Here is a 24,954-nt window from a genome sequence, read left to right on the forward strand (position 1 = left end):
GCCAGGAGCCGTTGCTGTCACGAGGAGTAGTCGGATGCGACGGATGCGCGGTTCCCGCAGCGCTGCACCGTGACGGCCGTCTCGCACCGCCGATCTCGGTACTTACCGGTAACGCGGGGGAGCCGAGCGCTTTCAGGTGATCGGCGACCGCGGGCTCCGACGGACTCCACCTCGGATCGGTGCCGTTTCGCGACCGACTCGGCAGAGCGGTCGGTCCACCCCGTCCACGGTTCCTGGTGGAACGTGGAAGGGGCCGCGCCGCCGCTCACCCGCCGGGTGTTCGGGGCACGATATCCACCGGGTGGGCATCCATCTCCTCCGACAGCGCCAGCACCACATGGGGGCGACCGGTGAGCGGATTGGTCAGAATCCGGGCCCGCACCCCGAAAACCTCGAGCAGCAGCTCCGGTGTGAGGGTCGTGGCCGGGTCCCCGGCGGCGGCGACCCGGCCCGCCGCGAGCACCACGACATGATCGGCGTACGCCAGTGCCTGCCCGATATCGTGTACCGCCAGCACGATCGTGGCATCGAGTTCCCGTAGCAGCCGCAACAGCGCGAATTGGGCGTGTACATCGAGATGGCTGGTCGGCTCGTCGAGCAGGATCACCGGCGCCTGCTGGGCCAGCGCTCGCGCCAGCAGCACCCGCTGCCGCTCGCCACCCGACAGGCCGGCGAACGGCCGGTCGGCGAAAACCTCGACACCTACCCGGCGCATGGCCGCCAGCACGATCTCCCGGTCGCGTCGCGAATCCTGCTGTAGATACTTCTTGTGCGGCGACCGCCCCATTGCCACGATCTCCCCGACCGTGAAATCGGCAGCCGCACCGTGATGCTGGGTCACCACCGCACGGGTCCGCGCCATCTCCTTGGCGGGCGCGCGCCAGACGTCGTGGCCGTCGATCAGGGCCACCCCGGCCGCCGGTTTGCACGCCCGGTAGACCGCCCGCAACAGCGTGGACTTCCCCGAACCGTTGGGTCCGATCAGCGCGGTGACCCGGCCCGGCGCCGCGGTCAGGGCGACATCGTCGAGAACGGTCGTGCCGTCGATATCCACCCGCAACCCGGCCACCTCTACGGATGCGCCCGGGGAGGTCGTTTCGCTGTTGCCGGTCATACCGCGCCCCCGGACCTGCTGCGCCCGAGCAGCCACAGGAAGAACGGCCCGCCCAGGGCGGCGGTGAAGATGGTCAGCGGATACTCGTTGGGCGGGTCGATCGCCCGCGCGGCGAGATCGATGAGCACGAGGAACGCCGCCCCGAGCACCGCGGTCACGGGCAGCAACCGCCGATAGTCCGAACCCGCCCCGAACCGAGCGATATGCGGAATGATCAGCCCCGCGAAACCGACCCCGCCCGCGACGCTCACCGCCAGACCGGTGAGGACCGCCACGATCACGATGAGCTGGAGCCGCAGCCGGTTCACGTCGACGCCGAGCGCCACCGCATCATCGTCCCCCATGGACAGCGCGTTGAGGTTGCGCCCCTGCACCAGCAACCAGCCCAGGCAGGCCACGGCCAGGACCGCGGGCACGGCCAGCGCACCGAGTTCGGCCCCGGCCACACTGCCCATCATCCAGAACAGGATGCCCCGGATCTCCGCGGGTTCGGAGCCGAGCTGGATCAGGCTCGTCCCGGCCGCGGCCACCTGCCCGACCGCGACACCGGCCAGGACGATACGCGGGCCGGTGAACCGGCCCTGATACTGGGCGAACACCAGGACCAGCAGCAACGCCCCGAGCGCGCCGACGAACGCCGCGACCGGTACACCCAGATTGCGGATCCACAGGGCCGAGACCGAGGACATGACCGCGACCGCGGCCAGCGAAGCGCCGGAGGACACCCCGAGGACGAACGGATCGGCCAGCGGATTGCGCACCATACCCTGCAGCACCGCGCCCGCGACCGACAGTGCCGCGCCGACCAGCACCGCGGCCAGTACCCGGGGAACCCGCAACTGCCACACGATCATCGCGTGCAACGCGTCCGGCGCCGAGCCGAATCCCAGGATCTGATAGCGGAGGGTGGCCCAGACTTCGGTGACCGGGACGTTCACCGACCCGAGCGCGACACCGGCGAGACACGCCAGCACGACCGCGACCGCGCCGCCGATGAATACGGATCCGAAAGGAAACCGTCCCGAACTCTTCCAGCGCGTCCGGGCGGCGTCAGAAGGCATCGGGGTGGGCGACACGGGCGATCTTGTCGATCGCGTCGGCGTTGGCCGGGCCGAGATAGATGCCATCGGAAACCTTCACATAGGTCTTGTTCTTCGAGGCGTTCCACTGCGGATACGCGGCGAACAACTTCGCGGCCTCCGCGTCGAGATCCTCGCCCGGCCGGTACGCGCCGATCACCAGGACATCCACCGGCGCGGCGGCGAGCTGTTCGGCGCTGAGGTTGCCGGTGAGATCCCAGCCACCGTCGGCAAAACTCGGTTCACCGCCCGCGGCGCGCACCACGGAGTCGTAGATGGTGCCCGAGAACACGGCCGGCAGGCCGTTGGCGTTCATCACACTCATATCCGGGAAGGCGATCAGCATTCGCTTCGGTTGCCGTCCTGCCACAGCCGTTTTCGTCGCTTCGATGCGACCGCGCAGGTGGGTGGTGAGGTCGGTGGCCCGCTCGGAGACACCGAACACCTCGCCGATCAACTCGATGAATTCGAGCGAGGACTCGGTGGACCCGGTGCGGTACTTCTGTTCCTCGGCCGGCGTGACGTTCTCCGGTTTGCCGTATGCGCAGTTGACCGGGTTCACCAGCGTGCGGATCCCGGCGCGGTCCAGCATCTCCCGGCTCGCGAAACCGAACTCGGGGTCGAAACCGCCGGACCAGGTGGATACGACCAGATCCGGACGCAGCGCCAGTGCCTGCTCGGCCGGGACATCGGCGGCGGCGTTGAGGGTCAGACCGCCCTTGGACAGCGCATCGACCTTCTCCGCCATACCCGGGATATCGGAGACACCGTAGAACTGGGTGTTCGCGGCGATCGAGTCCTCGAGCCCGAGCGAGACGAAGGTCTCCGCCTCCCCTACCGACGCCCCCTGCAGGACCAGCACACGCGACGGCGGCCGGTCGAAAGTCTGCTCGAATCCGCAGTTGTCCACGGTCACCGGGTATCCGGCCGGTATTTCTCCCGCGCTCGCGGACTCTCCGGCGCCGGAGGTGCCGCAGGCGCCCAGCAGCCCCGTACCCGCGAGCAGCAGTCCGCACAGCGCCGGCCGCGAAAGCCGTCGTACTACCTTCATGCCGCGTATCCACCTTTCGTGGTTTCGCCGATCGCGGGCCGAGCCCACTCCTCGCAGTAGTCGCGCGCGGGGTACCGGCGGTTCCCGGGCGGTGACTCGAACTTCGGCGCCGGCCGCGGCGGCATGCGCACAGTGCACCTGCCGGTTGCGCCGGGCAGCGCCACCCCGAACAGCGCAATGCCGCCGAGTACCAGCAGCAGAATCTGTGGAAGGGGCAGCGCCCACCCCGGTTCCGCATAATGAGGCCCGGGAGAGTCACCGCCGCAGACGAGCGCCGGGCGACCCGCGCCCCACCCTGCCGCCGGTCCCGAAGAGGTGCGACGATAGACGGCACCATGACCAGTCCAGCGCACCGTTCGCCGCTCGCCCGGGCGTGCCGTGCATGGGTCTTCGCGCTGATCTGCGTGCTGTTGTCGGCATCCGGGCACACACTGACGTCGGCGCACACCATCTCCCTGTCGACGCTGGCTCTCGCGGTCGCCTTGCTCACAGCTCTGGCCTGGTCGGTCGCCGACCGGCAACGCGGGCTGCTACCGATCACGACAGGATTACTCGCCGGCCAAGGCCTCCTGCACCTGTGGTTCGCGGCCGACCCCGCCGGTGGGCACACCGGCCACGCCGAGGCCGCCGGCCGGCTGACCGAGACACGAACGCCGGCCATGCTGCTGGCGCACGGTCTGGCGGCTCTGGTGTGCGGCGTCTGGCTGTGGTGTGGGGAACGCGCGGCGTTCTCACTCGCCGCGGCCCTGTACACGCGCATCCTGGTACCGCTCCTCCTGCTGCCGCTGCCGGTCGCCCGTCCCGCGGTGCCCGCGCAACCGGCCGACGGACCGGACGAACCGGCGGTAGCGGTCGAGTTCCTACGGCACGCGCTGGCACGCCGCGGGCCACCCGGACGCGAGATCGGCCTCTTCTCACCATCCGCCGCGACGGCGTGACCGCCGGCCGGCCTCTTCCGTGGAATTCCGCGGGCGATCGGGGCTTCCGTGGCACGCGGCGGGTATACCGTCACCGGCGCAGCACCGGCGGTGACGTGATCTGCTGATGTCCGTGCCGCGCCCTCTCGGTGCATGCATGCGCGGAGATCGGCGCGATCGCGATGCCGTCCGCGTCTGCGTCCCGATCAGAAGCTTGCTGTGATGGACACATTGCACTTCATGCTGCCCGGATGCGGGCGGTTACGCTGCTCCCCGCACGACTCGGCGCCGTCTTCCGGCCGTCACCCGGCGGGCGACCATGCCCCAGATGAGCACCTCACCGCGCTGGCCCTCGCGGCGGGGGCAGGCGACCGGACCGCACTGGCGGAATTCGTCCGGTGTACGCGGGCCGATGTCTGGCGCTTCGTCGCGCACCTCACCGATGTGCAGTCGGCCGACGACCTCACCCAGGAGACCTTCTTGCGAGCGATGGGCAGTTTGCCGCGTTTCGCCGGACGCTCGACCGCGCGGACCTGGCTGCTGTCGATCGCCCGGCGCGCGGTGATCGATCGGCTGCGCAACGCCTCGGCCCGGCCGCGAACCGCCGGCGGCGCGGACTGGGAAACAGCGATCGAGCAACGGCGTGACCGCCACGACAGCGACGTGGGTGAGGAGATGGTCGTCGCCGACTTCCTGCGTCATCTCCCCGAGGATCGCCGCGAGGCGTTCGTGCTCACCCAGATCCTCGGATTGACCTACGCCGAGGCGGCCCGGGCCGCCGACTGTCCGGTCGGCACGATCCGTTCCCGGGTCGCCCGGGCGCGGGAAACCCTGGTCGAGCTGTGGCGGGGTATCGACGCCGATCCCACGGTGGTCTACGCATTCCCCAGGGACGCCCGGCCCTCCGGCACGTCGTCGGTCCCGCTCGCACACGCGCGGTGACGCTATCGCGTGCTCCGCGCGAACTCCGGTACCGCGACGGTGGCCGGCGCACCGGCCACCGGCTCCGGCGGGACCGCGCATGGTGGACATCCGATCTCGGTTGTCCGCCATGCGGTTCGGCCGCCACGTGGTGGCTCGGACGGCAAACCCCCTCAACCCAACCACGTCAAGGCAAGGAACTCGCGTGCACAAACCAACGAAGCACAAGAACTCGCTGTCCTCGGTACGGCAGGTGGACCGCACCCGCCGGATCCTCGTCCAGCTGGCGGTGGCCGCGGTATTGATCGGGCTCATCGCGGCCATCGGAATCAATGTGGCGCTGCAGAAGGCAGAGCGCGACGACCCCGGGCCGACTCCGGCCATCGCCGCGCAAGCGGGCGCCGACCCGGCCGGCGTCACCACGAGTATCACCGGGTCCGGCGCGATCAGGATCGGCACACCGTCCGCAGCGCGGATTGTCCGAGTGGTCGCCGACCTGCAGTGCCCGGCCTGTCAGCGCTTCGAGGCGAGCTATGGATCGCTGCTGACCGACGCGGTGAACGCGGGGACGGTGGCGGTCGAGTACGACATCATCGCTTTCCTCGACCACGCCTCGTCCACCGAGTATTCGAGCCGGGCCGCCAACGCCTCGTTCTGCGCCGCCGAATCCGATCCCACCGGTTACCCGAGCTGGTTGCGGACCATGTTCGAGCACCAGCCCGCGGAAGGCGGTGACGGCCTGCCCGACAACACGATCGTCGAAATCGCCGAGGGCGTCGGCTACTCGGATCCGGAATTCGCCCGCTGCGTGACAGACCAGACCTACCGCAAATTCGTCCGGGCCCGCACTCTGGAGGTTCTCGACAGCGGAATCCAGTCGACACCGTCGATCTTCGTCGACGGCACGCCGATCGACCCCGGGCAGCTTCCCGGCGCGATCGGCTCCTGACCCGGCATCCGCCGCGGCGGATTCGGCTCGATCCACCGGACGCGGCGCCGACCCATCCTCGGCCCGCGGTCCGGTGGCCCGGAACTCCACGCACCGGACCGCTCGGCAGTCCGGCCGGCCACCACGATCACGGCCGAGAGGTGAACTCGTGTTCGGCTACCGTCCAGGCCCGTGCCTGCTCACTGAGAGTGAAGCCGAGCCCGGGACGGGCGGAAACATACATGCGGCCCTCGCGGATCTCCAGGCTCTCGTTGAACAGCGGCTCCAGCCAGTCGAAGTGTTCCACCCAGGGCTCGATCGGGTAGGCCGCGGCGAGGTGGAGGTGGATCTCCATGGCGAAGTGGGGGGCCAGCTGCAGGTTCTCGTTTTCGGCGAGGGCGGCGAGCTTGAGGAACTGGGTGATGCCGCCGATACGGGGCGCGTCGGGCTGGATGATGTCGGCCGCGCCGAGCCGGATGAGCTCTTTGTGCTCGGCCACGCTGGCGAGCATTTCCCCGGTGGCGATGGGGGTGTCCAGCGAGGCGGCGAGTGCCGCGTGCCCCTTCGCGTCGTAGGCGTCGAGCGGTTCCTCGATCCAGTCGAGGTGGTATTCCTCCATGGCCCGGCCCATACGCTGAGCGGTGGGCCGGTCCCATTGCTGGTTCGCGTCGACCATCAGCGGGACATCGTCGCCGATATGCGCCCGCACCGCGGCCAATCGGGTCAGGTCGTATGTGCCGTCGGGATGACCGACTTTGATCTTGATCCCGCCGATTCCGCTGGCCAGCGAGGCGGCGGCGTTTTCCAGCACCTGCTCGGTCGGGGTGTGCAAGAACCCGCCCGAGGTGTTGTAGCAACGGACCGAGTCGCGGTGCGCGCCGAGCAGCTTGGCCAGCGGTAGACCGGCGCGCTTGGCCTTCAGATCCCACAGCGCGACGTCGAACGCCGCGATGGCCTGGGTGGCCAGGCCGCTGCGGCCCACCGACGCGCCGGCCCACACGAGCTTGGTCCAGATCTTGCCGATATCGCTGGGATCCTCGCCCAGGAGGTTCTCGGCGATCTCCTTGGCATGGGCGAACTGGCCGGGACCGCCGGCGCGTTTGGAGTAGCTGAACCCGACGCCCTCGTAGCCTTGTTCGGTCTCGATTTCGACGAACAGGAAGGCGACCTCGGTCATCGGCTTCTGCCGGCCGGTGAAGACTTTCGCGTCGCTGATCGGCGTCGCCAGCGGCAACGTCACCGAGGAAAGGCGCAGCCGAGCGATCCGGTCGAGGGTTGCCGGGCCGGCGGCCGCGAGTGTGCGCGCAGTGTTCGTCGTGGTCGTCACTTCGTGTCCTCATGTAGACGTGTCTGAATTCGTGGGAGGGCGCTTGGAGGCCGTAAGGCAGGTCGTGGCCGCCCGGGAGCCGCTGGGCTGCGGCGCGATTCCCCGGGAGTCGACGGGGAGATCGGCAGGTCGAGGGAATCTGTGGTCCCCCGGTCGAGCCGACGGTCGCGCAAGGACCGTACCGTTGTGCGAGTTCGCTACGGCCCTTCTACCACCGCGACGGTGGTGGCGCCGCTGGTCCGCTGTGTTGCATGCCACTGACGGTATGCGGGTGGTGTGATCCACGTCCAACACAGAAATTGGATGTCGCGATTCAATAAGAGCATCAATACCCCGCCGCGTAACTATACAAATTAGGTATCGCAGGCAATAAAAATCGACCTGGACCTGAATCGGTGTGTTACTTACGGTCGAACGCAGCCATCGTTCTGTGGCTCAGACCACATGCGGCAGCACAGCCCGCATCACATAGGTCCAGGAGATCGACCATGCACACACTCAGTCAGGATGAACCGGCGGAGGCCGTGACAACGGCCGCCGCGAAAGCCGGCCGCACCAGGTATCTGATCCTGGCGATGCTCTTCCTGGTCACCACGATCAACTACGCGGACCGGTCCACGCTCTCCATCGCCGGTGACTCCATGCAGGAGCAGCTACACATCAGCTCCAGCGAGCTGGGTCTGCTGTTCTCTGCTTTCTCCTGGTCCTATCTGATCGCCCAGATACCCGGCGGCTGGCTACTGGACCGTTTCGGGTCGAAGAAGGTCTACGGACTGGCGATCTTCCTCTGGTCGGTGTTCACAATGATGCAGGGCGCCATCGGCTTCTTCGCCGGAGCGGCGATCTTCCTGCTGTTCATCCTGCGCTTCGCGGTCGGTCTCGCCGAGGCGCCGTCGTTCCCCGGCAATTCACGTATCGTGGCGGCCTGGTTCCCCACCAAGGAACGCGGTTTCGCTTCCGCGCTGTTCAACTCCGCCCAGTACTTCGCCACCGTAGCCTTCGCCCCGTTGATGGGCTGGTTGGTCACCGCCATGGGCTGGGAGCATGTCTTCACTGTCGTCGGCGGTATCGGCGTGGTCCTGGCCATCGTTTGGACGAAGGTCATCTACGCGCCCCGCAGCCACCCCCGGGTGCAGAAGGCCGAACTGGACTACATCTCCGCGGGCGGCGCCCTGGTGGACCTGGATGCCCCCACCGCCGAACAGCAGCGGCAGACCAAAGAGGCCACCTCCGGTAAGCAGAACCTCCGCCATATCGGGACCCTGCTGAAAAACCGCACCACCCTGGGTGTCTTCGTCGGTCAGTACTTCATCAACACCATTACCTGGTTCTTCCTGACCTGGTTCCCGGTGTATCTGGTTCAGGAACGCGGGATGAGCATTCTCGAGGTCGGCTTCGTGGCCTCACTGCCCGCACTGTGCGGATTCGGCGGCGGAGTTCTGGGCGGCTGGCTCTCCGACCGCCTCGCGCAGCGCGGCGTCGGCCTCACCGCCGCCCGGAAGATCCCCATCGTCGTCGGCCTGCTCCTGTCCACCAGCATCATCGTTTGCAACTACGTCACCGCCTCCTGGCTGGTGGTCCTGATCATGTCCGTGGCATTCTTCGGCAAGGGCCTCGGAGCCCTGGGCTGGGCGGTCATGTCGGACGTGGCACCCAGGCAGATCGCCGGTCTCGCGGGCGGCGTGTTCAACACCTTCGGCGCCGTCGCCGGCATCGTCACCCCGCTCGTCATCGGCTTCATCCTCGATGCCACCGGCTCCTTCGACCTCGCTCTCGCCTTCGTCAGCCTGTGCGCGGCCATGGCCGTTGTCAGCTACCTCGTCATCGTCCGCGAGATCAAACGCGTCGAACTGCCGGATTACCAACCGGCCGCCACGTAACACCCCGGGCGCCGACACAGGACGTGCGCCCCTGGGCAGTCGACCGCAGAGACGCGTACCACCCGACCGCACATCGGGTGGTACGCGCGTGAAGGCGGTCGATGCCGACTGCGCCGAAGCCCCCGGCGCGCGACAGGAACTCATCGGCTTCGCCCGCGCGACCGCAGCGGATTCGGCAGCCTCGACGATTTGCGGCCGAGAACAAAGCGTCGGACGCATACTCGGCCGGGAGCGGCACGCGAACCCGTGCCCGCATCATAAGCACGCCGGTGATCGGCTCACCAAAGATCGCTCGCGTCGACCCGCCGTTGACCAAAAACCTGATGGTGATAGATATCTGGAGATTCGCCCGGCCGCCGGACCAGGCCAGTTCGTCCGCGTCCGGCGGTGCGCCGGGCATGCGGGCCGATCCCCGGCCCGCAGTCGCCGAAAGGAATCGAGATGCCGAACGCGGTCATCGTGGACGCCGTCCGCCTCGCCTCCGGCAAAGGGAAAATGGGCGGAGCGTTGTCCGCGACGCATCCGAAAATGTAGCGTCACTCAGGCGGGGCAGAGGGTCGACGGCGCAGTGGTGATTGTCGGATCCGGAATCCGCGCGAGGTGGTAGATCTGCTGTCAGCGAAGCGCGAGGACCGGACCGGCACTCAGCCGGCATCTGGCATGCTGGGTGCCATGGAGAATGACTTGCGGGAGGCTGAGCGGCGACTCCAGGCTGCACAGCTGGCAGGGGATGTCCAGGCGCTGGATGAGTTGCTGGATGACCGGCTGATCTTCACTTTCGGCTCGGACACGTTCACCAAGGCCGATGATCTCGAGCTGCACCGCACTGAGGCTCAGATCGTGAGCAAGCTCGAGGAAGAACAGCTGACGGTACTCGTGGAAGGGCCGACCGGGGTCACTTGGTTCCTCGGCGTCGTCGAGGGCAGCGTTCATGGATCACCATTCGCAGCCAGGATGCGCTATACCCGCGCCTGGGCGCACGACGACTCGCGTGGCTGGCGGGTCGTCGCCGCTCATGCCTCGGCGGTCGAGTCTTTCGAAGAGTTCGCCCACGTCGACTAAGGTCGTCCGAACCGAGCCGGGAAGTGGCGCGACGCAACGGATCTCCGACCAACAGGCTCGGGTTCTGCTCAGGTTCAACCGGTGGACGCAACACCCGACCACCGCGACCTGATGAAGGGCTGACCGGTTTCGCGGCGTCCACCGCGGTCACACCCGCACCGAACGACCACGCGGTACCGATCCGCCGGCGCTGTCCGGCTGCCGGACCTCGCGGCGCCAGCGGCCGGACGAGATGGTGACAACCGGTGGCGATCACGGCCCGAGGTCGGCGGGCGGCAAATGTCCGTATGGTAGTCATCGTGTCGCGGTCATGGTTGCAGCGGCACACGGCGCGGCCGAACGATCCGATGGGCGAGTCGCCAGCCCGATGCGGTTCGTTCGAAGGTGTCCTCGTAGGTGGCGCTGCCGACGGCCCCGTCCGCCATGATGCCGAGGCCTTTGGACATTGTGCGAGCTGTTCCATCGTAGGCTTCGGTGAACACGATGTTCGTGACGTGATGGGCTACCGGATTCGCGTCGCCCAACGACAAGGCGGCCTCGCGGATCGACTCCGGTCCGACCAGGACACCGCCGCCCAAAGCGCTCACGTCGTAGACGATGTCCTCGGTGAACAGCGCCTGCAACCCTTCGAAGTCGCCGCAGTCGGTCAGATGCCCGTGCGAGTTGATCAGTTCCGTGATGGCGAACCGGTCGTCGGCGGTCAACATGGTTCTGCCCTCCAGCCCTCGAAACGGGGATGACCCCGGTTCTGCCGGTACCATAAACGGGGATGTCCCCGAATAGCAAGCCCGGCCTCAGAGCCGACGCATCCCGCAATACGGCGCGCCTGCTCGCCGCAGCTCGAGAGCTCATCACCGAGGCGGGCCCCGAAGTCGCACTCGACGAGATCGCGCGGCGCGCTGGTGTCGGAAACGCCACGCTGTACCGCCACTTCCCGACCCGTGCCGACCTACTCGTCGCCGTCTACCGCGACGAGATCGCCGACCTGTGTCGCTGTGGTACGGAGCCGGCCGGTTCGGAACCACCTCTCGATGCGCTTTTCACCTGGCTCGACAAGTTCGTCGTACACGTAGCGACGAAGCGTCCACTCGCGCTTGCCGCGTCCGCCGGCCCCGGCGACCGCCACACGCCGCTGTTCGCGGAATGGCACACCTCGATAACTGCCGCGGCCGGTGTCCTGGTGGAACGCGCCCGGACGGCGCTGCGACCGGATGTCACCACGACCGACGTGCTGACACTGGCCACCGGCTTGGCCCTCGCCACCGGCGCCGACGGCGAGCACGCGCACCACTTGGTGGCATTGCTACGCAGTGGCTTGGCATCACGGTCGGCCGACGCGGACCGCGCTTGATGTCTCCGGTCGGCCGGTCACTCAGCGCATGCTGTCGTCCTCTATCCATGGACGCAGCCACGGCACCAGTGCCCACGCCGGAGAAGCTCCTCCCGGACGCCCGGGTAGCAGATCGCGCGGTCGTCATGCGGATCGTAGAGCAACTCGTCCATATCCTCGACGACCACGGACGGGCTACTGGACCCGTAATCTCCATGGTGGCGAACCACCGGATGTGAGTTGCGGATCTTCGCGTTCGAGACCGTCGGCCGATGATCACGAGCTCGGCGCGGGTGCCTCGTCGGCAACCTTCCTCTTCAAACACGCAACTCTTGGTCAGCAACCCTGATGCTGACCCCGGAGGTCGCTCGGCGTCAGCCAGGTTTCTGATCCGCCGGAGTCATCGCCAGGGGCTGAAGTCCCCCGGAGTCCACCAACGCGTCAATCTCAGTGCTGTCCATGCCGAGTTCGGCGCAGACCTCCCGGATGTGTTCGCCTGCGAGTGATGCCTGGCGGGTAGGGGGTCGGCGATACCGGAGAACACGGCCGCGCGGGGCGGCGGCGGGCAGGCTCATAGGGAGTCGGTCGTGTTCGACCCGGGTGTAGTGGCGAGTACTGCGACCGCGGTGACCTGGGCGGCGATATGGTCGGGATAGACGGTCTGGCCATCGCACAGCGGTTCCGCGTCGTCCGGGTAGCGCCAGAGGGTGGAGACACCGCACGAGGCGCGGACCAGGGGGCCGTAGCCGAGGCGGGTGCGCAGGCCGCGTTCCTCAGGTTGATTACTCAGGATGTCACCGCTCGGGAGACGAGGAAATCAATGGTCGAAGTGCACGAACTGCCTCGAGAGCTGCGCCCCGGGTAGTAATCCAGACCGACCCCCGCCGGTGTCATGCATGACCTGCATGCGACAACGAGAGTCTGTCTCCACAACAGCCGATCCCCTCGGGGGGAACCGCACCCCACTGCTAGTGTGAACATATGTTCGAATACGGCCGGGGATCACCCGCGCCGGGGCCGCCCGAGGATCCGGCGGAGACCGCGCCGCCCTCACCGCCCGCCCGGCGGCCGCGGATCGCCGCCCGGGATCACGCGTCGATCCTGCACGCGGACCTGGACTCCTTCTATGCCTCGGTGGAGCAACGGGATCAGCCGCGGCTGCGCGGCAGACCGGTCCTCGTGGGCGGCGGAGTTGTCCTGGCCGCCAGTTACGAGGCCAAGGCCGTGGGCGTCCGCACGCCGATGAACATCGGCAGGGCATTGAGCCTGTGCCCGGACGCCACGGTGGTCCCGCCGCGGATGTCGGTCTATGCCGAGGCCAGCCGCTCGGTGTTCGAAATCTTCGCCGATACCACCCCGATCGTGGAAGGAATATCGATCGACGAGGCGTTTCTCGATGTCGCGGGACTGCGCCGGATCAAGGGTGAACCGGAGGCCATCGCCGCCGATCTGCGGACGCGGGTCCGGCGGGAGCTCGGACTGCCGATCTCGGTCGGCATCGCGGGGACCAAGTTCCTGGCCAAGGTGGCCAGCGCGGTCGCGAAACCGGACGGGTTGCTGCGGGTGGAACCGGCCGAGGAGCTCGAGTTCCTGCATCCGCTGCCGGTGCACCGGCTGTGGGGTGTGGGCCCGGTGACCGAACGTGCCCTGCACGCACACGGTATCGAGCGGGTCGGACAGTTGGCGGAGCTGGGCGAAGCGGGGCTGCGGCCGATCGTCGGCGCGGCCGCGGCCCGGCATCTGCACGCACTGTCCTGGGCGCGCGATCCACGCCGGGTGGAGACGGGGCGGCGGCGGCGATCCCTCGGCGCGCAGCGCGCACTCGGCCGCCGGCCGCACCCGCCCGCGGAGATCGAGGCATATCTGCACGGCCTCACCGACCGGCTCGGCCGCCGGCTACGGGCCGCCCAGCGGTGCTGCCGCACGGTGGTGCTGCGGATGCGGTTCGACGATTTCACCCGCGCCACCCGGTCGCACACCCTGCCCGCGGCCACCGACCACACCGAAACGATCCTGGCGGCCGCCCGGGGCCTGTTGACCGAGGCGATGCCGCTGATCACCGCACGCGGCCTCACCCTGATCGGGCTGGCATTGACGAATCTGGAGAACGCCGACCCCCGGCAACTCACCCTGCCGTTCGACCAGGGGCCCACACCGGCGCTGGACACCACCCTGGACGCACTCCGCACCCGGTTCGGCTCCGGGGCGGTCACCCGCGCCGCGCTCCTGCGGCACGGCGAGGGTCTATCGGTGCCCATGCTCCCGGACTGACCCGTGCGGATCGTCGATCGGCCCGACGCGGTGCCGCTGCCCTTCGGACCGGACAGGACCACTGCCGTACCGACCAGAGGGGCCGCAGTCGTTCGAGCCGGACGCGACCACTGCCGTTCGAGCCGGACGCGACCACTGCCGTTCGAGCCGGACGCGACCGCAGCCGTTCGAGCCGGACGCGACCACTACTCGCCGAGAGCATCGGGCGCGGTGCGCATTCGAGGCCGCGACCGGCCGGGCCACATCTGGACGTTTGTTCAACAGTGTGGTTCGCTGCCAGTCGAGCAGGAAGGACTCCTCGATGGTGGCAACCTCCGAAACACGTGCCGCGGCGCGACCCACGGATTCCGAGCAGGCGGCGCTCCCCCGTCGCACGGTACTGGCGGGAGCGGCGGCCGGAACGGTCGCGCTGGGCGCACTCACCGCGACCGCGCCGGGTCTCGGCGAGCGGCTCGCCGCCACCGCACAGGCCGCGCCCGGCGGCTATCTCGTGGGTCTGGGAATCTCCGATATCACCGGCCCCGCCGCGGAATGCGGCATGATGGGCTACTCCCAGCAGGATCAGACCACCGCGGGCATCCACCTGCGTCCTCGCGCCCGCGCGTTCGTCTTCGCCTCCGGATCTGCGCGGGTCGTCTTCGCCGTCGCCGAGAACGCGATGATCTTCCAATCGGTGCACCGCGGCGTGCTCACCGAACTGGGCCGCCGTTTCGGCGAGCTGTACACCGAACGCAATGTCCTGCTCACATCGACACATTCGCACGCCGTCTGCGGCGGGGCCGCCCACGACTACGCCTACAACCTGTCGATTCTCGGGTTCAAGCAGCAGGTGTACGACGCCGAGGTGACCGGTCTCGTCGAAGCCATCGCGGCCGCGCACGCCGACCTCTCCCCCGGCACGCTCGCCCTCGGCCGCGCCGAATTGCACAACGCCAGCGTCAACCGGTCCCGGGTCGCCTTCGACCGCAACCCCGCCGCGGACCGGACGCACTTCCCGGACGCCATCGATCCGGCGGTCACCACGGTATCGATCGGCAAGGGCGGCGAAGAGGTCGGCGCGATCACCTGGTTCGCCACTCACAACACCTCGATGACGAACAAGAACCGGCTGATCAGCTCGGACAACAAGGGTTACGCAGCATTCGCCTGCGAGCACACCGACCACGGCGTGCGCTATCTCGACGGCGCACCGGGTTACGTCGCCGCCTTCGCCCAGACCAATGCCGGTGATATGTCGCCCAATCTGGATCTGCGGCCCGGTTCGGGTCCGACCGGCAACGAATTCGACAACACCCGCATCCTCGGTGAGCGCCAGCACGACGCCGCCCGCGCGGCGTTCGCGTCCGCGAGCCCCATGAACGGGCCGGTGGGGTCGGTGTTCTGCTATATCGACCTGTCCGATATAGCGGTCGACGGACGGTTCACGCCCGACGGCGCCGCCCGACGCACCGCACCGCCTGCCGCGGGTGTGTCGTTGCTCGCCGGGAGTGTCGAGGACGGCCCGGGGCTGCCGGGCGGCCCGATTCCGGAGGGCGTGCGCAACCCCTTCCTCGACTTCCTCGGCGACCCGCATCAGCCCGCACCCGGCTGGCTCGCCGATGCCCAGGCGCCCAAGGCGATCGCGGTGCCGTTCGATCTGCTGCCGCCGGCACCGTGGGTGCCCAGTGTGGTGCCGATCCAGATCGTCCGCCTCGGCGAGTTGTATCTGGCGGCGGCCGGTGGTGAGTTCACCATCGTGGCCGGCCTGCGGGTGCGCCGGGCGGTGGCGGCGGCCCTCGGGGTCGGACTGGATCAGGTACTGCTGCAGGGGTACGCCAACGCCTACCACGAATACGTCACCACCCCGGAGGAATACGACGCGCAGCAGTACGAGGGCGCGTCCACCCTGTTCGGCCGGTACACGCTGCCCGCCTATCAGCAGGAGTTCACGCGGCTGGCCACCGCGCTGGCCACCGGCGCGGCCGTCGACCGGGGCCCGGCCCCGCGCGACCTCTCGCATTTGCAACCCGACTTCGTCCCCGCCCCCGGTCCCGATACCGCCCTCCCGGGACACGACTTCGGCGCGACGCTCACCCCGCCGGCCGCGCACTACACCCGCGGTGCCCGGGCGGAGGTGGAATTCGTCTCCGCCCACCCGAGACACAACCCCCGCCGCAACGGCACCTTCCTCGAGGTGCAGCGGCGGGTGGACGGGACGTGGATGCGGGTCGCGAACGAGGGCGAATGGGCCGTGCGTTTCCACTGGAGCACACGCGGCCCGGGGACCTCGGTGGCATCCTTCACCTGGGATATCCCCGCCGATGCCGCACCGGGACGTCATCGTTTCGTGCACTTCGCCGATCGGCTCACGCCCGGCGGCCGCCTGGAGCCGATTGTGGGGACCAGTACCGAATTCGACATCGCCTGATACCGCTCGACCGCCGCGGCACAGCGATCGAGCGGCCCGATCAGGGCAGGATGGAATCGATGTAGCCGCCGTCCACACGGACGGCGCCCCCGGTCGTGGCGGAGGCCTGATCCGAGGCGAGGTAGACCACCATATTGCCGATCTCGGCGGGTTCGATCAGTCGCTGGATCAGCGAATGCGGGCGATGCTCCTGCATGAAGCGGTGCTGGGCCTCCTCCCAGGGCAGTTCGGAGCCGACCAGGTCGCGGACGAAATCCTCGACGCCGGGTGTATGGGTCGGACCCGCCAGCACGGAATTGACGGTGACCCCGGTACCCGCCGCGGCTTTCGCATATCCGCGGGTGACGGCGAGCAGCGCGGTTTTCGTGGTGCCATAGTGCACCATTTCGAGCGGGGTCACCACCGCCGAATCGCTGGCAATGTTCATGACGCGACCGAAACCCTGCTGCATCATGCCGGGCAGATACATTCGGATGAGCCGGATGGCGGACAGCACATTCACCTCGAAGTAGCGCCGCCAGTCGTCGTCGTCGATCTCGAGTACCGGTTTCGCCTCGAAAATTCCGAGATTGTTGATGAGGATGTCCAACTCGGGGACCTTCTCCCGCAGTATTCCGGCCCCCACCGCGGAGGACAGGTCGGCGGCGACGGCGCGCACCGAGGCCCCGGGCACTTCCCCCAGAATGCGGGTGCGGGCCGCTTCGGTTTTGTCCGGCCCGCGCCCGTTGACAATCACCGACGCACCGGCCCGCGCCAGCGCGGTGGCGATGGCCAGGCCGATGCCCTGGCTGGAACCCGTGACCAGTGCGTGCCGTCCGGAGAGGTCGATGTCCATCCCCTCATCGTGCCGCACCACCACGTACCGGCCGGGGGTGCCACGCGGGTTCCCCTCGGCGGGCCGATTATTCTGCCATTGACAAATGGCACATTGATGAATGATTCTGAACGCATGACTGGGTCGACGAGGACCTCGCGCTCCGCTGTACCGCGGACGCCCTCCCCGCGTTCACGGCCGGCCGCCACCGCGGCGGAATACGGTGGTCCCCGCCGGCTCCCCTGGGTCTACACCAGCGGGCACCCCGACGACACCCCACGGCTGCGGCTCACCGTCGCGGCCGGCACCGCGTTACCGCCGCTGCCGGTCCAGGCCGGCGGCGCCGAGATGCTCAGCGGCGGCGCCCGGCACCTGCACACGATGGTCCGGACCGCGGGCGGAGACTGCACGCTCGACATCTGGCCGGGCCAGGTGCACGTGTTCCAGGCACTGCCGCGCCTGGCTCCCGAGGCCGACGCCGCCCTGGGCCGGGCCGCCGAATTCCTCTGCGCGGCATCAACGGTCGGGACCCCACGGAAAGTGAGCTGAGATGACAGCCCTGCGCAATCTCCTGCCGTTCGGCAGTTCGGGCCGCACCTATGGCGCCCGCGCGGTGGTCACCGGCGCCGGGAGCGGAATCGGCCGCGCCCTGGCCCGCGATCTGGCCGCCCGGGGCGGACAGATCGTCTGCGCCGATATCGACGAGAGCCGCGCCGCGGAAACGGTGGCCCTCATCGAACGCGAACACCCCGGCGCCGCCCACGCTTTCCGCTGCGATGTCGCCCGCCGGGAGGACGTGGAGATCCTTGCCCGGTTCGCCGACTCGGTATTCGACGGTCCGGTCTCGCTGGTGGTCAACAACGCCGGCGTCGGAATCGGCGGGAAACCGGTCGGCGCGATCGGATTCGGCGACTGGGAGTGGGCGCTCGGTATCAACCTGTGGGGCGTAGTGCACGGATGCGAGATCTTCGCGCCCCGGCTGCGGGCCGCCGGCCGCGGCGGCATCATCAATGTGGCCTCGGCCGCCGGATTCGCGGCCGCGCCCTCGATGGCGGTCTACAACACGTCGAAGGCCGGAGTGCTCGCCCTGTCGGAGACGATGGCCGCGGAATTCAGCGGCACCGATATCGCGGTCACCGTACTCTGCCCCACCTTCGTCCGGACCAATGTCGCCCGGGACGGGCGCATCACCTCGGGTTCGCGCGATCTCGCCGACACCCTGATGCGCTGGACCGGCTTCGCCCCCGAGCGCGTCGCCCGCATCACCCTCGACGCGCACGACCGCGGCCGGCTGCATGTCCTCCCCCAGCCCGACGCCCAGCTGATCTGGCTGCTCAAGCGCGCTTTTCCCGGACCGTACACCACGGTGGCGGGCCTGCTCGAGCGGCTGTTGCCGCAGGACGCGCCTGCCACACCGACCACCACCCAGAGAACAGGAGTCTGATATGGCGACCATGGACTTCCAGGACATGCTCGACAAGATCAAGGACCGCCAGTGGGCACTGGCCGATATCGACTGGGACGCGCCGGGTACCGAAACGATCACCCCGGAACAACACGCGCGCCTGAAGCCGTTCATGTCGGACCTGATGTGGATCGAGAACGTGGGGGCGCGCGGATTCGCCGCCATGGCCAAGAAGGCTCCCGACGAGACCTTGCGGGAGATCTACCGCTATTTCCACGCCGAGGAACAGAAGCACGCCAATGCCGAACTCGCGTTGATGCGGCGCTGGGGCATGCTCGAGGGTGACGAGATCCCGCAACCGAATATCAACGTCAAACTGGTCATCGATTTCCTGGACAAGTACGCCGACGAGATGTCGCTGTCGTTCCTGGGAACCGTGATCCCGATGCTCGAGGTGGCGCTGGACGGCGCCCTCGTCAAATTCATCATGGACGAGATCGAGGACCCGGTGTGCCAGGAGGCGTTCCGCCGGATCAATGCCGACGAATCCCGGCACCTCGCAGTTGATTTCGCGGTGATGGATGTGCTGGGCCATGCCGAGATGCGCACCCTGCTCATCGAACTGGTCGGGGGCTGGGTGAAACCGACCTTCCTGATCGGCGTAATGAGTTATATGCCGCTGCTGAACAAGATGCGCGACAACATCGTCGCGCTGGGAGTGGATGAGAAGAAGCTGTACTCGGCGCTCGAGCGCTACCGGAAGGTGGGCGAGCGCAGCGAGTTTGCGCGCCGGCTGCCGATGTACCAGATCGTGAAGAGGCACGGTGACTGGGTCGTCGACCGGGGGCACCCGTATCACCTGCTCGCGGACACCTTGGTGAAGGTCACCGGGGCCATTCCGCGGCGGCTGCTGCGCAGGGACCCGAGCTGGTCGAAGGAAATCACCTACACCCCCGCCGCATGACGAGGACAGAGATGACCACGACCAGCACAGCCCCGCTCGATGTCGCCGTGATCGGGGCGGGATTCGCCGGAATCGGCGCGGCCATCCGGCTCCGCGACCGCGGTATCACGAATTTCGCGGTGTTCGAACGCGGTGACGCCATCGGCGGAACCTGGCGCGACAATACCTATCCCGGCGCGGCCTGCGATATTCCCTCCCGGCTCTACTCCTACAGTTTCGCGCCCAATCCGGACTGGTCACACACCTATTCCGGAAGCGGTGAGATCCTGGGCTATATCGACGCGATGGTGGCGAAATCCGGTATCGCACCCCGTATCCGGCTGCGGCACAACGTCACCGGAATGGTATTCGACGAGGCCACCGGGACCTGGGAGATCTCGGTCGAGGGCTCCGGAGGAGTCCGCGCCCGCGCGGTGGTGCTGGCGTCCGGACCGCTGACCGAACCCGGCTACCCCGATATCCCGGGTATCGACTCCTTCGCCGGCCATACGATCCACAGTGCCCGCTGGGACCACGACTACGATTTCGCCGGGAAACGGGTCGCGGTGATCGGTACCGGAGCCAGTGCGGTGCAGATCATTCCGGAACTGGTGGAACGGGCCGGTTCGGTGAAGGTTTTCCAGCGCACCCCCGGCTGGGTCCTGCCCCGGGTGAACCGGCGCACCGGCGTCCTGGCCAAAGAGCTCTACCGGCACGTTCCCGGCGCGCAGACCTTCGCGCGGCAGGCGTGGTTCTACGGACACGAGTCAGTGGCGCTCGGCGTCGTCTGGAACACCCCGCTGACCCGGGTGGTCGAACTGGTCGGCCGAGCGCAATTGCGGCGGCAGGTCGCCGATCCGTGGCTGCGCCGGCAGCTCACCCCCGATTTCCGGGCGGGCTGCAAACGACTGCTCATGACCGACGACTACTACCCGGCGCTGCAACGGGAGAACTGCAAACTGATCACCTGGCCGATCGCCCGGATCGCCCCGGACGGTATCCGCACCGCCGAGGGGATCGAGCATCGCGCCGACTGCATCGTGTTCGCCACCGGGTTCGAGGTCTCCAAAACGGGGACGCCGATCCCGATCACCGGTCGCGACGGCCGGGTGCTCGCCGACGAATGGCAGCGCGGCGCGTTCGCGTACCGCAGTGTCGCGGTCTCGGGGTATCCGAACCTGTTCCTCACCTTCGGACCCAATTCCGGTCCGGGGCACAACTCGGCACTGGTGTACATGGAAGCGCAGATCGACTATCTGGTGCGGGCGATCGGCCTGATCCTCGACCGTGATCTGCGGATGCTCGAGGTGCGCCGCGAGCGCCAGGAGCGTGACAACGCGGCGATCCAGCGCAGGCTCGGCGCGACCACCTGGAACTCGGGCTGCCGCAGCTGGTACTTGACCGAGGACGGGTACAACGCGACCATGTACCCGGGGTTCGCCACCCAGTACCGCAATCAGTTGCGCGAGGTCGATCTCGACGACTACACAATGGTGGCCCGTGCCGACGGTGGCATCGGTCTCCTGGCCGGCGGCTAGACTCGGATTCCCGAGCCGGAGTCACCGGCGCAGGCGGGCGAGGGAGGTGCGGATTCATGGCGCGATACCGGATCGATGATCTCGCCCGCGCCGCGGGCACCACCTCCCGCAATGTCCGTGCCTATCAGGAACGCGGACTGTTGCCGCCCCCGGCCGACCGCGACGGCCGGGCCAGTATCTACGACGATTCGCATCTCGAGCGGCTCCGCCTCATCGACGCGCTGCTGCAGCGCGGTTTCACCACCGCGCATATCGCCGATTTCATCACCAGCTGGGAAACCGGTAAGGACCTCACCGAGGTGCTGGGCCTACAGCACGCCGTCACCGCGAACTGGTCGGAGGAGGAGACGTTCGAGGTCCCTCGGGAGCTACTCGCCACCATCCTCGGTGAGCAGACCGAGGAGCTGGTGGCCCAGCTGGGCCGGATGGGTCTGGTCCGGGTGGACGGCGAGACGGTGGTGATCACCGATACCCAGCTGCTCACCTCGTTCACCGAACTCCACGAGTACGGGGTGGAGCTGGGCACGCTGATCTCGGTGTACGCCGAGGTCGCGACGCGAATCGACGATATCGGCGAGCTGCTCATCAACGCGGCGAAGAAACATATCGTCGACGAGCACGGGCCCGGCTGGCTACCGGACTCCAACGACGAGATCGCCGCCACCACCCGCATGCTCAATACGATGCGCGAGCTCGGTGTCGCCGCGGTACACACCAGTCTGGCCCGGTCGCTCGACACCACCCTGCGCCGCGAACTCGGTGACTATCTCGCCACGGCGGCCGAACGGGAACGGGAACGGAATATGGGCCGCGCCCAGCGCGACCGCTGAGCACCACGGCATTCCTCAGGCCAGCCGGCACAGTGTCTTACCGGTGGTCGCGCCCGACAGCATCGCCACCAGGGCGGCCGCCGCCTGCTCGATCCCCTCGAACACCGATTCCCGGTGGACCAGCCGGCCGGCCGCGAGATGCGCACCGACCTCGGCGCGCATCGGCGCCTCGAGGTGGTTGAAAGATCCGGCCCGGAAACCCCGCATGCGCAGACCTTTCGCCACCATGGTGAACAGGTTCGGCGGCCCGGCCGGGGCGGCGCCGTCGTAACCGGACACCGCACCGCACAGCGCGATCCGCCCCTGCGGGCGCAGCGCGTCCAACGCCGCGGTCAGATGGCCACCACCGACATTGTCGAAATACGCGTCGATTCCGGTGGGCGCGAGCGCCGCCAGCGATTCGGCGAGGGCGGGTTCGTGGTAGTCGAAGGCCGCGATGCCGAGTTCGTCACGCAGGTAGGCGACCTTGTCCGGGCTGCCCGCCGAGCCGAGCACCGTGGCGCCCCGCGAGACCGCGAGTTGCGCGGCGAGCGAGCCGACCGAACCGGCGGCCGACGACACCCACAGCGTATCCGCCGCGGTCAGCTCGAGGATCTCGACCAGTCCCACATAGGCGGTGAGTCCGGCGCTGCCCAGCGGCCCGAGGAACCATTGCGGCGGCAGGTCCCCCGCGTCGATCCGGGTGGGTGCGCCGTAGCCGCCGATGGTCTGCGCACCGGCGCCCACCACCGCGTAATCGCGGTAGCCGAGGGTGTGGGAAACCAGATCCCCGACGGCATAGTCCGGATGGCGGGTCTCGGCGACCACACCGAGCGCGAGACCGGTGAGCCCCTCACCCGGCCGCAGCGGCGACAGGTACCCGTCGGGTGTGGTTTCCGCGAGCCGGATGCGGATGGACGGATCGATCGACAGCCAGGTGTTGCGCACCAGGATCTCGTCCGGGCCGGGTTCCGGAACGGGTTCCTCGATCAGCGTGAGATCGGTGACGCTCAGCTTTCCGGCCGGGCGCCGGGCCAGGCAGAGCCGGCGATTCATCGGTGGTCCTCCTTGTCGGAAGGGCCCGCGCCGCTCAGCGCGCGAAGGCGACCTCGGGTGTCCGGGCGATGAGCAGCCGGCACACCGCGCCGGTGGCGTCGAGCTGGGCGGTGGCGTTGAACGACGCCTCGAACTCCCCGGCACGGGTGGTACGACCGAGCACGAGTTCGTATTCGCCGACCACCGCGCCCACGTCGATGTGATGGATCAGGGTGCTCTTCTCACGCTGGGCGAGGTAGGCGACCAGACCCGCCCGGTCCCCGACGAATTCGGCGCTCTCCCCGGATCCCTTGGAGAACTGCACCGACATGGTGAAATCGTCGGAGATCATGCCGAGCACCCGATCCGGATCGTCGGAATCCATATAACCGAACCACCGGGCCAGCACCGGCACATCCGTTGTCATTGCTGTTCTCCTTCGGTCGAGGACCGGTCCACGAGCGCGAAGTCCGCGCTGAACGTGACCTGATACCGGTCGATGAGTCCCGCCGCGTCCAGATGCATCGCGGCCACGAAGTAGCCGGTGGTCACCGTGTCGTTCTCGGTGACGGCGCCGTGGGCGAACTGCACGTCACCGTCGGCGGCCACCCGCAGCAGCACGTGCTTGCGCTTCACCGGCGGCCGGCCGCCGAGGTAATCGAACATGGCCGAGCGGCCGCGGTCCCGTTTCACCCCGGTCGGCAAAACCATCGTGAAGTCCACGTCCTCGGCCAGCAACGCCACCGCGTCCCGCAAGCCGCCGCTGTCGACAGTCGCGTAGTACTCCTCGATCACGTAACTCATGAAATGAACTTAGTTCAGCAAACCACTTCTTGTCGAGACCGAGAACCGCTACGCTCGGTTTGCCGAATTGAACTCAAGTCAACCGGAGAATCATGTCCCCGACCTCAGCAGCCGCCGTCGAAGTTCCCTGGCCGCGGGTGGAACCGGCGGCCCTCACGCCCAGGCCCGAACAGGAACAACTGCGCGAAACACTGCGGGCGCTGCTCGCCAGGCACAGTGATATCGACCAGGTCCGCGCGGCGGCGGAGTCCGCGAGCGGATACTCCGAACCGCTGTGGCGACGTCTCGTCGACGAGATGTCGGTGACCTCGCTCGCCGTACCGGAGGAGCAGGGCGGGCTGGGCTACGGCACTGCCGAGCTGGCCGTCGTCCTCGAGGAATGCGGCCGGGCCCTGGTCTGCGAGCCCGTGACCAGCTCGGCGGTACTGGGCGTTCAGGCGCTACTGCCGGCCGCCGGGGAGACCGCCGAACTCTTCGCCGAGGTACTCGCCGGCCGATCGCTCGCCTCCGTCGGCATCCTCGATCCGGCGACCGACGCGCTGCGGGCCCGATCCGTTTCCGATGCCTGGCGCGTCGACGGCACGGTCACCCATCTACCGGGCGGCGAGACCGCCGATATCGTGGTGGCCTCCGCGGATACCCCCGCGGGCCGCCGCCTCTTCGCCCTGCGCCCCGGACCGGAGGCCGTCCGTAGCCCACGCCGGGTCCTCGACCCCACCCGCAGGCAGGCCGACCTCACCGTCCGCGACTGCCCGGCCGTCGCACTGACGACGCCGGAATCGACACCCGCCGCCGTCGCGCGACTGCACGATCTGGCCACCCTCGCCACGGCCTGCGAGAACACCGGCATCGTCGAGCACCTGCTGGATCTCACGGTCGACTACGTCCGCACACGCCGGCAGTTCGGGCGGCCGATCGGCTCCTTCCAGGCCGTCAAACACCGGCTGGCCGATCTACTGGTCGAGCTGGAACGCATGAGATCGGCGTCCCGGTATGCCGCCGCCCTGTACGCCGAGGACCCCGACTCGGCACGACTGGCCGTGGCGGTGGCGGGTGCCGTGTGCACCGACGCGGCCGTACTCGCGGCCTCCGAAGCGGTGCAGTTGCACGGCGGCGTCGGCTTCACCTGGGAGCATCCCGTGCACTCCTATTTCCGGCGCGCGCTCGGAAACGAAGCAGCACAAGGTGATTCGCGCACCCATCGTGTGCGCATCGCCGATCTGATCGGTGTCTGAACGACCCGGACCGGCGCGGAATTCCGTATTGACGCCCTGCGTGCCGTCGAGTACAACTGAAGTGAATCCAGTTCAATAACGGAC

The 24,954-nt window shown here is 68.2% G+C and carries 24 protein-coding genes; 14 read left to right on the plus strand and 10 right to left on the minus strand.

Features of this window, described 5'->3' with window-relative positions; translation table 11 throughout:
* Positions 1-265: 265 nt before the first annotated feature.
* Genes AB0H42_RS08355 through AB0H42_RS08365 form a run of 3 tightly spaced genes read right to left on the minus strand, consistent with a single transcriptional unit; the run spans position 266 to position 3,244 of the window.
* A complete protein-coding gene (locus tag AB0H42_RS08355; RefSeq protein ID WP_357051737.1) occupies positions 266-1,114 on the minus strand; it encodes an ABC transporter ATP-binding protein in 849 nt (282 codons plus the stop codon).
* A complete protein-coding gene (locus tag AB0H42_RS08360; RefSeq protein ID WP_357051739.1) occupies positions 1,111-2,175 on the minus strand; it encodes an iron ABC transporter permease in 1,065 nt (354 codons plus the stop codon). Before AB0H42_RS08360 ends, AB0H42_RS08355 begins: the two co-directional genes overlap by 4 nt.
* Positions 2,165-3,244, minus strand: coding sequence for an ABC transporter substrate-binding protein (locus tag AB0H42_RS08365; RefSeq protein WP_357051742.1), 1,080 nt, complete (start codon positions 3,242-3,244; stop codon positions 2,165-2,167). The genes AB0H42_RS08360 and AB0H42_RS08365 overlap by 11 nt, the downstream gene beginning before the upstream one ends.
* A 335-nt stretch (positions 3,245-3,579) precedes the next feature.
* Between AB0H42_RS08365 and AB0H42_RS08370 the strand changes: the two genes are divergently transcribed.
* From AB0H42_RS08370 to AB0H42_RS08380, 3 genes are all read left to right on the plus strand, one after another.
* The gene (locus AB0H42_RS08370) at positions 3,580-4,182 is read left to right on the plus strand and encodes a hypothetical protein (protein ID WP_357051745.1); all 603 of its coding nucleotides are present in this window, start codon (positions 3,580-3,582) and stop codon (positions 4,180-4,182) included.
* A gap of 201 nt (positions 4,183-4,383) precedes the next feature.
* A complete protein-coding gene (locus tag AB0H42_RS08375; protein ID WP_357051748.1) occupies positions 4,384-5,103 on the plus strand; it encodes a sigma-70 family RNA polymerase sigma factor in 720 nt (239 codons plus the stop codon).
* Positions 5,104-5,287: 184 nt separating this feature from the next.
* Positions 5,288-6,031, plus strand: a complete 744-nt coding sequence (locus tag AB0H42_RS08380) for a thioredoxin domain-containing protein (RefSeq protein WP_357051751.1) — start codon at positions 5,288-5,290, stop codon at positions 6,029-6,031.
* A 127-nt stretch (positions 6,032-6,158) separates the two neighbouring features.
* On the opposite strand, the gene AB0H42_RS08385 is transcribed toward AB0H42_RS08380, so the two are convergent.
* Positions 6,159-7,337: a mandelate racemase/muconate lactonizing enzyme family protein gene (locus AB0H42_RS08385; protein WP_357051754.1), complete on the minus strand. Its 1,179-nt coding sequence runs from the start codon at positions 7,335-7,337 to the stop codon at positions 6,159-6,161.
* Between the two features lie 488 nt (positions 7,338-7,825).
* Here AB0H42_RS08385 and AB0H42_RS08390 point away from each other — a divergent pair, with 488 nt between their 5' ends.
* Complete coding sequence (locus AB0H42_RS08390; RefSeq protein WP_357051757.1) at positions 7,826-9,217, plus strand: MFS transporter; 1,392 nt, start codon at positions 7,826-7,828, stop codon at positions 9,215-9,217.
* A gap of 278 nt (positions 9,218-9,495) precedes the next feature.
* Here AB0H42_RS08390 and AB0H42_RS08395 read toward each other — a convergent pair whose 3' ends face one another.
* On the minus strand, positions 9,496-9,675 hold the full coding sequence (locus AB0H42_RS08395; RefSeq protein WP_357052295.1) for a hypothetical protein: 180 nt from the start codon (positions 9,673-9,675) through the stop codon (positions 9,496-9,498).
* Positions 9,676-9,817: 142 nt separating this feature from the next.
* Between AB0H42_RS08395 and AB0H42_RS08400 the strand changes: the two genes are divergently transcribed.
* Complete coding sequence (locus tag AB0H42_RS08400; RefSeq protein ID WP_357051760.1) at positions 9,818-10,279, plus strand: nuclear transport factor 2 family protein; 462 nt, start codon at positions 9,818-9,820, stop codon at positions 10,277-10,279.
* A gap of 308 nt (positions 10,280-10,587) precedes the next feature.
* Here the strand turns inward: AB0H42_RS08400 and AB0H42_RS08405 are convergent, their stop codons facing one another.
* Positions 10,588-10,983: a nuclear transport factor 2 family protein gene (locus tag AB0H42_RS08405; protein ID WP_357051763.1), complete on the minus strand. Its 396-nt coding sequence runs from the start codon at positions 10,981-10,983 to the stop codon at positions 10,588-10,590.
* A 65-nt stretch (positions 10,984-11,048) separates the two neighbouring features.
* Between AB0H42_RS08405 and AB0H42_RS08410 the strand changes: the two genes are divergently transcribed.
* The 3 genes from AB0H42_RS08410 to AB0H42_RS08420 all read left to right on the plus strand — a co-directional run bounded on the left by AB0H42_RS08410 (position 11,049) and on the right by AB0H42_RS08420 (position 16,287).
* Positions 11,049-11,630 carry a helix-turn-helix domain-containing protein gene (locus AB0H42_RS08410; RefSeq protein ID WP_357051766.1) on the plus strand — a complete coding sequence of 194 codons (582 nt, stop codon included), beginning with the start codon at positions 11,049-11,051 and terminating at the stop codon, positions 11,628-11,630.
* 960 nt (positions 11,631-12,590) lie between these two features.
* Positions 12,591-13,880, plus strand: coding sequence for a DNA polymerase IV (gene dinB, locus AB0H42_RS08415; RefSeq protein ID WP_357051769.1), 1,290 nt, complete (start codon positions 12,591-12,593; stop codon positions 13,878-13,880).
* Between the two features lie 301 nt (positions 13,881-14,181).
* Positions 14,182-16,287, plus strand: a complete 2,106-nt coding sequence (locus AB0H42_RS08420) for a neutral/alkaline ceramidase (protein WP_357051772.1) — start codon at positions 14,182-14,184, stop codon at positions 16,285-16,287.
* 40 nt (positions 16,288-16,327) lie between these two features.
* Here the strand turns inward: AB0H42_RS08420 and AB0H42_RS08425 are convergent, their stop codons facing one another.
* Positions 16,328-17,122: an SDR family oxidoreductase gene (locus AB0H42_RS08425; protein WP_357051776.1), complete on the minus strand. Its 795-nt coding sequence runs from the start codon at positions 17,120-17,122 to the stop codon at positions 16,328-16,330.
* 114 nt (positions 17,123-17,236) lie between these two features.
* Here AB0H42_RS08425 and AB0H42_RS08430 point away from each other — a divergent pair, with 114 nt between their 5' ends.
* From AB0H42_RS08430 to AB0H42_RS08450, 5 genes are read left to right on the plus strand one after another with little or no spacing between them, the layout of a single operon-like run.
* On the plus strand, positions 17,237-17,650 hold the full coding sequence (locus tag AB0H42_RS08430) for a hypothetical protein (RefSeq protein ID WP_357051780.1): 414 nt from the start codon (positions 17,237-17,239) through the stop codon (positions 17,648-17,650).
* 1 nt (position 17,651) lies between these two features.
* Positions 17,652-18,545 carry an SDR family NAD(P)-dependent oxidoreductase gene (locus AB0H42_RS08435; protein WP_357051783.1) on the plus strand — a complete coding sequence of 298 codons (894 nt, stop codon included), beginning with the start codon at positions 17,652-17,654 and terminating at the stop codon, positions 18,543-18,545.
* A gap of 1 nt (position 18,546) precedes the next feature.
* Positions 18,547-19,470, plus strand: a complete 924-nt coding sequence (locus AB0H42_RS08440) for a ferritin-like domain-containing protein (RefSeq protein ID WP_357051786.1) — start codon at positions 18,547-18,549, stop codon at positions 19,468-19,470.
* A gap of 11 nt (positions 19,471-19,481) precedes the next feature.
* A complete protein-coding gene (locus tag AB0H42_RS08445; RefSeq protein ID WP_357051789.1) occupies positions 19,482-20,987 on the plus strand; it encodes an NAD(P)/FAD-dependent oxidoreductase in 1,506 nt (501 codons plus the stop codon).
* Positions 20,988-21,043: 56 nt separating this feature from the next.
* Positions 21,044-21,817, plus strand: a complete 774-nt coding sequence (locus AB0H42_RS08450) for a MerR family transcriptional regulator (RefSeq protein WP_357051792.1) — start codon at positions 21,044-21,046, stop codon at positions 21,815-21,817.
* Positions 21,818-21,832: 15 nt separating this feature from the next.
* Here the strand turns inward: AB0H42_RS08450 and AB0H42_RS08455 are convergent, their stop codons facing one another.
* From AB0H42_RS08455 to AB0H42_RS08465, 3 genes are read right to left on the minus strand one after another with little or no spacing between them, the layout of a single operon-like run.
* Positions 21,833-22,852, minus strand: coding sequence for an NADP-dependent oxidoreductase (locus AB0H42_RS08455; protein WP_357051795.1), 1,020 nt, complete (start codon positions 22,850-22,852; stop codon positions 21,833-21,835).
* 34 nt (positions 22,853-22,886) lie between these two features.
* Positions 22,887-23,258: a hypothetical protein gene (locus tag AB0H42_RS08460; RefSeq protein ID WP_357051798.1), complete on the minus strand. Its 372-nt coding sequence runs from the start codon at positions 23,256-23,258 to the stop codon at positions 22,887-22,889.
* A complete protein-coding gene (locus AB0H42_RS08465) occupies positions 23,255-23,635 on the minus strand; it encodes a nuclear transport factor 2 family protein (protein ID WP_357051801.1) in 381 nt (126 codons plus the stop codon). Before AB0H42_RS08465 ends, AB0H42_RS08460 begins: the two co-directional genes overlap by 4 nt.
* A gap of 92 nt (positions 23,636-23,727) precedes the next feature.
* Between AB0H42_RS08465 and AB0H42_RS08470 the strand changes: the two genes are divergently transcribed.
* Positions 23,728-24,870 (plus strand): acyl-CoA dehydrogenase family protein, encoded by a 1,143-nt coding sequence (locus AB0H42_RS08470; RefSeq protein WP_357051803.1) that lies wholly within the window; start codon positions 23,728-23,730, stop codon positions 24,868-24,870.
* Positions 24,871-24,954: the final 84 nt, after the last annotated feature.

It is taken from the genome of Nocardia sp. NPDC050799, from assembly GCF_040654015.1.
GTDB lineage: Bacteria > Actinomycetota > Actinomycetes > Mycobacteriales > Mycobacteriaceae > Nocardia.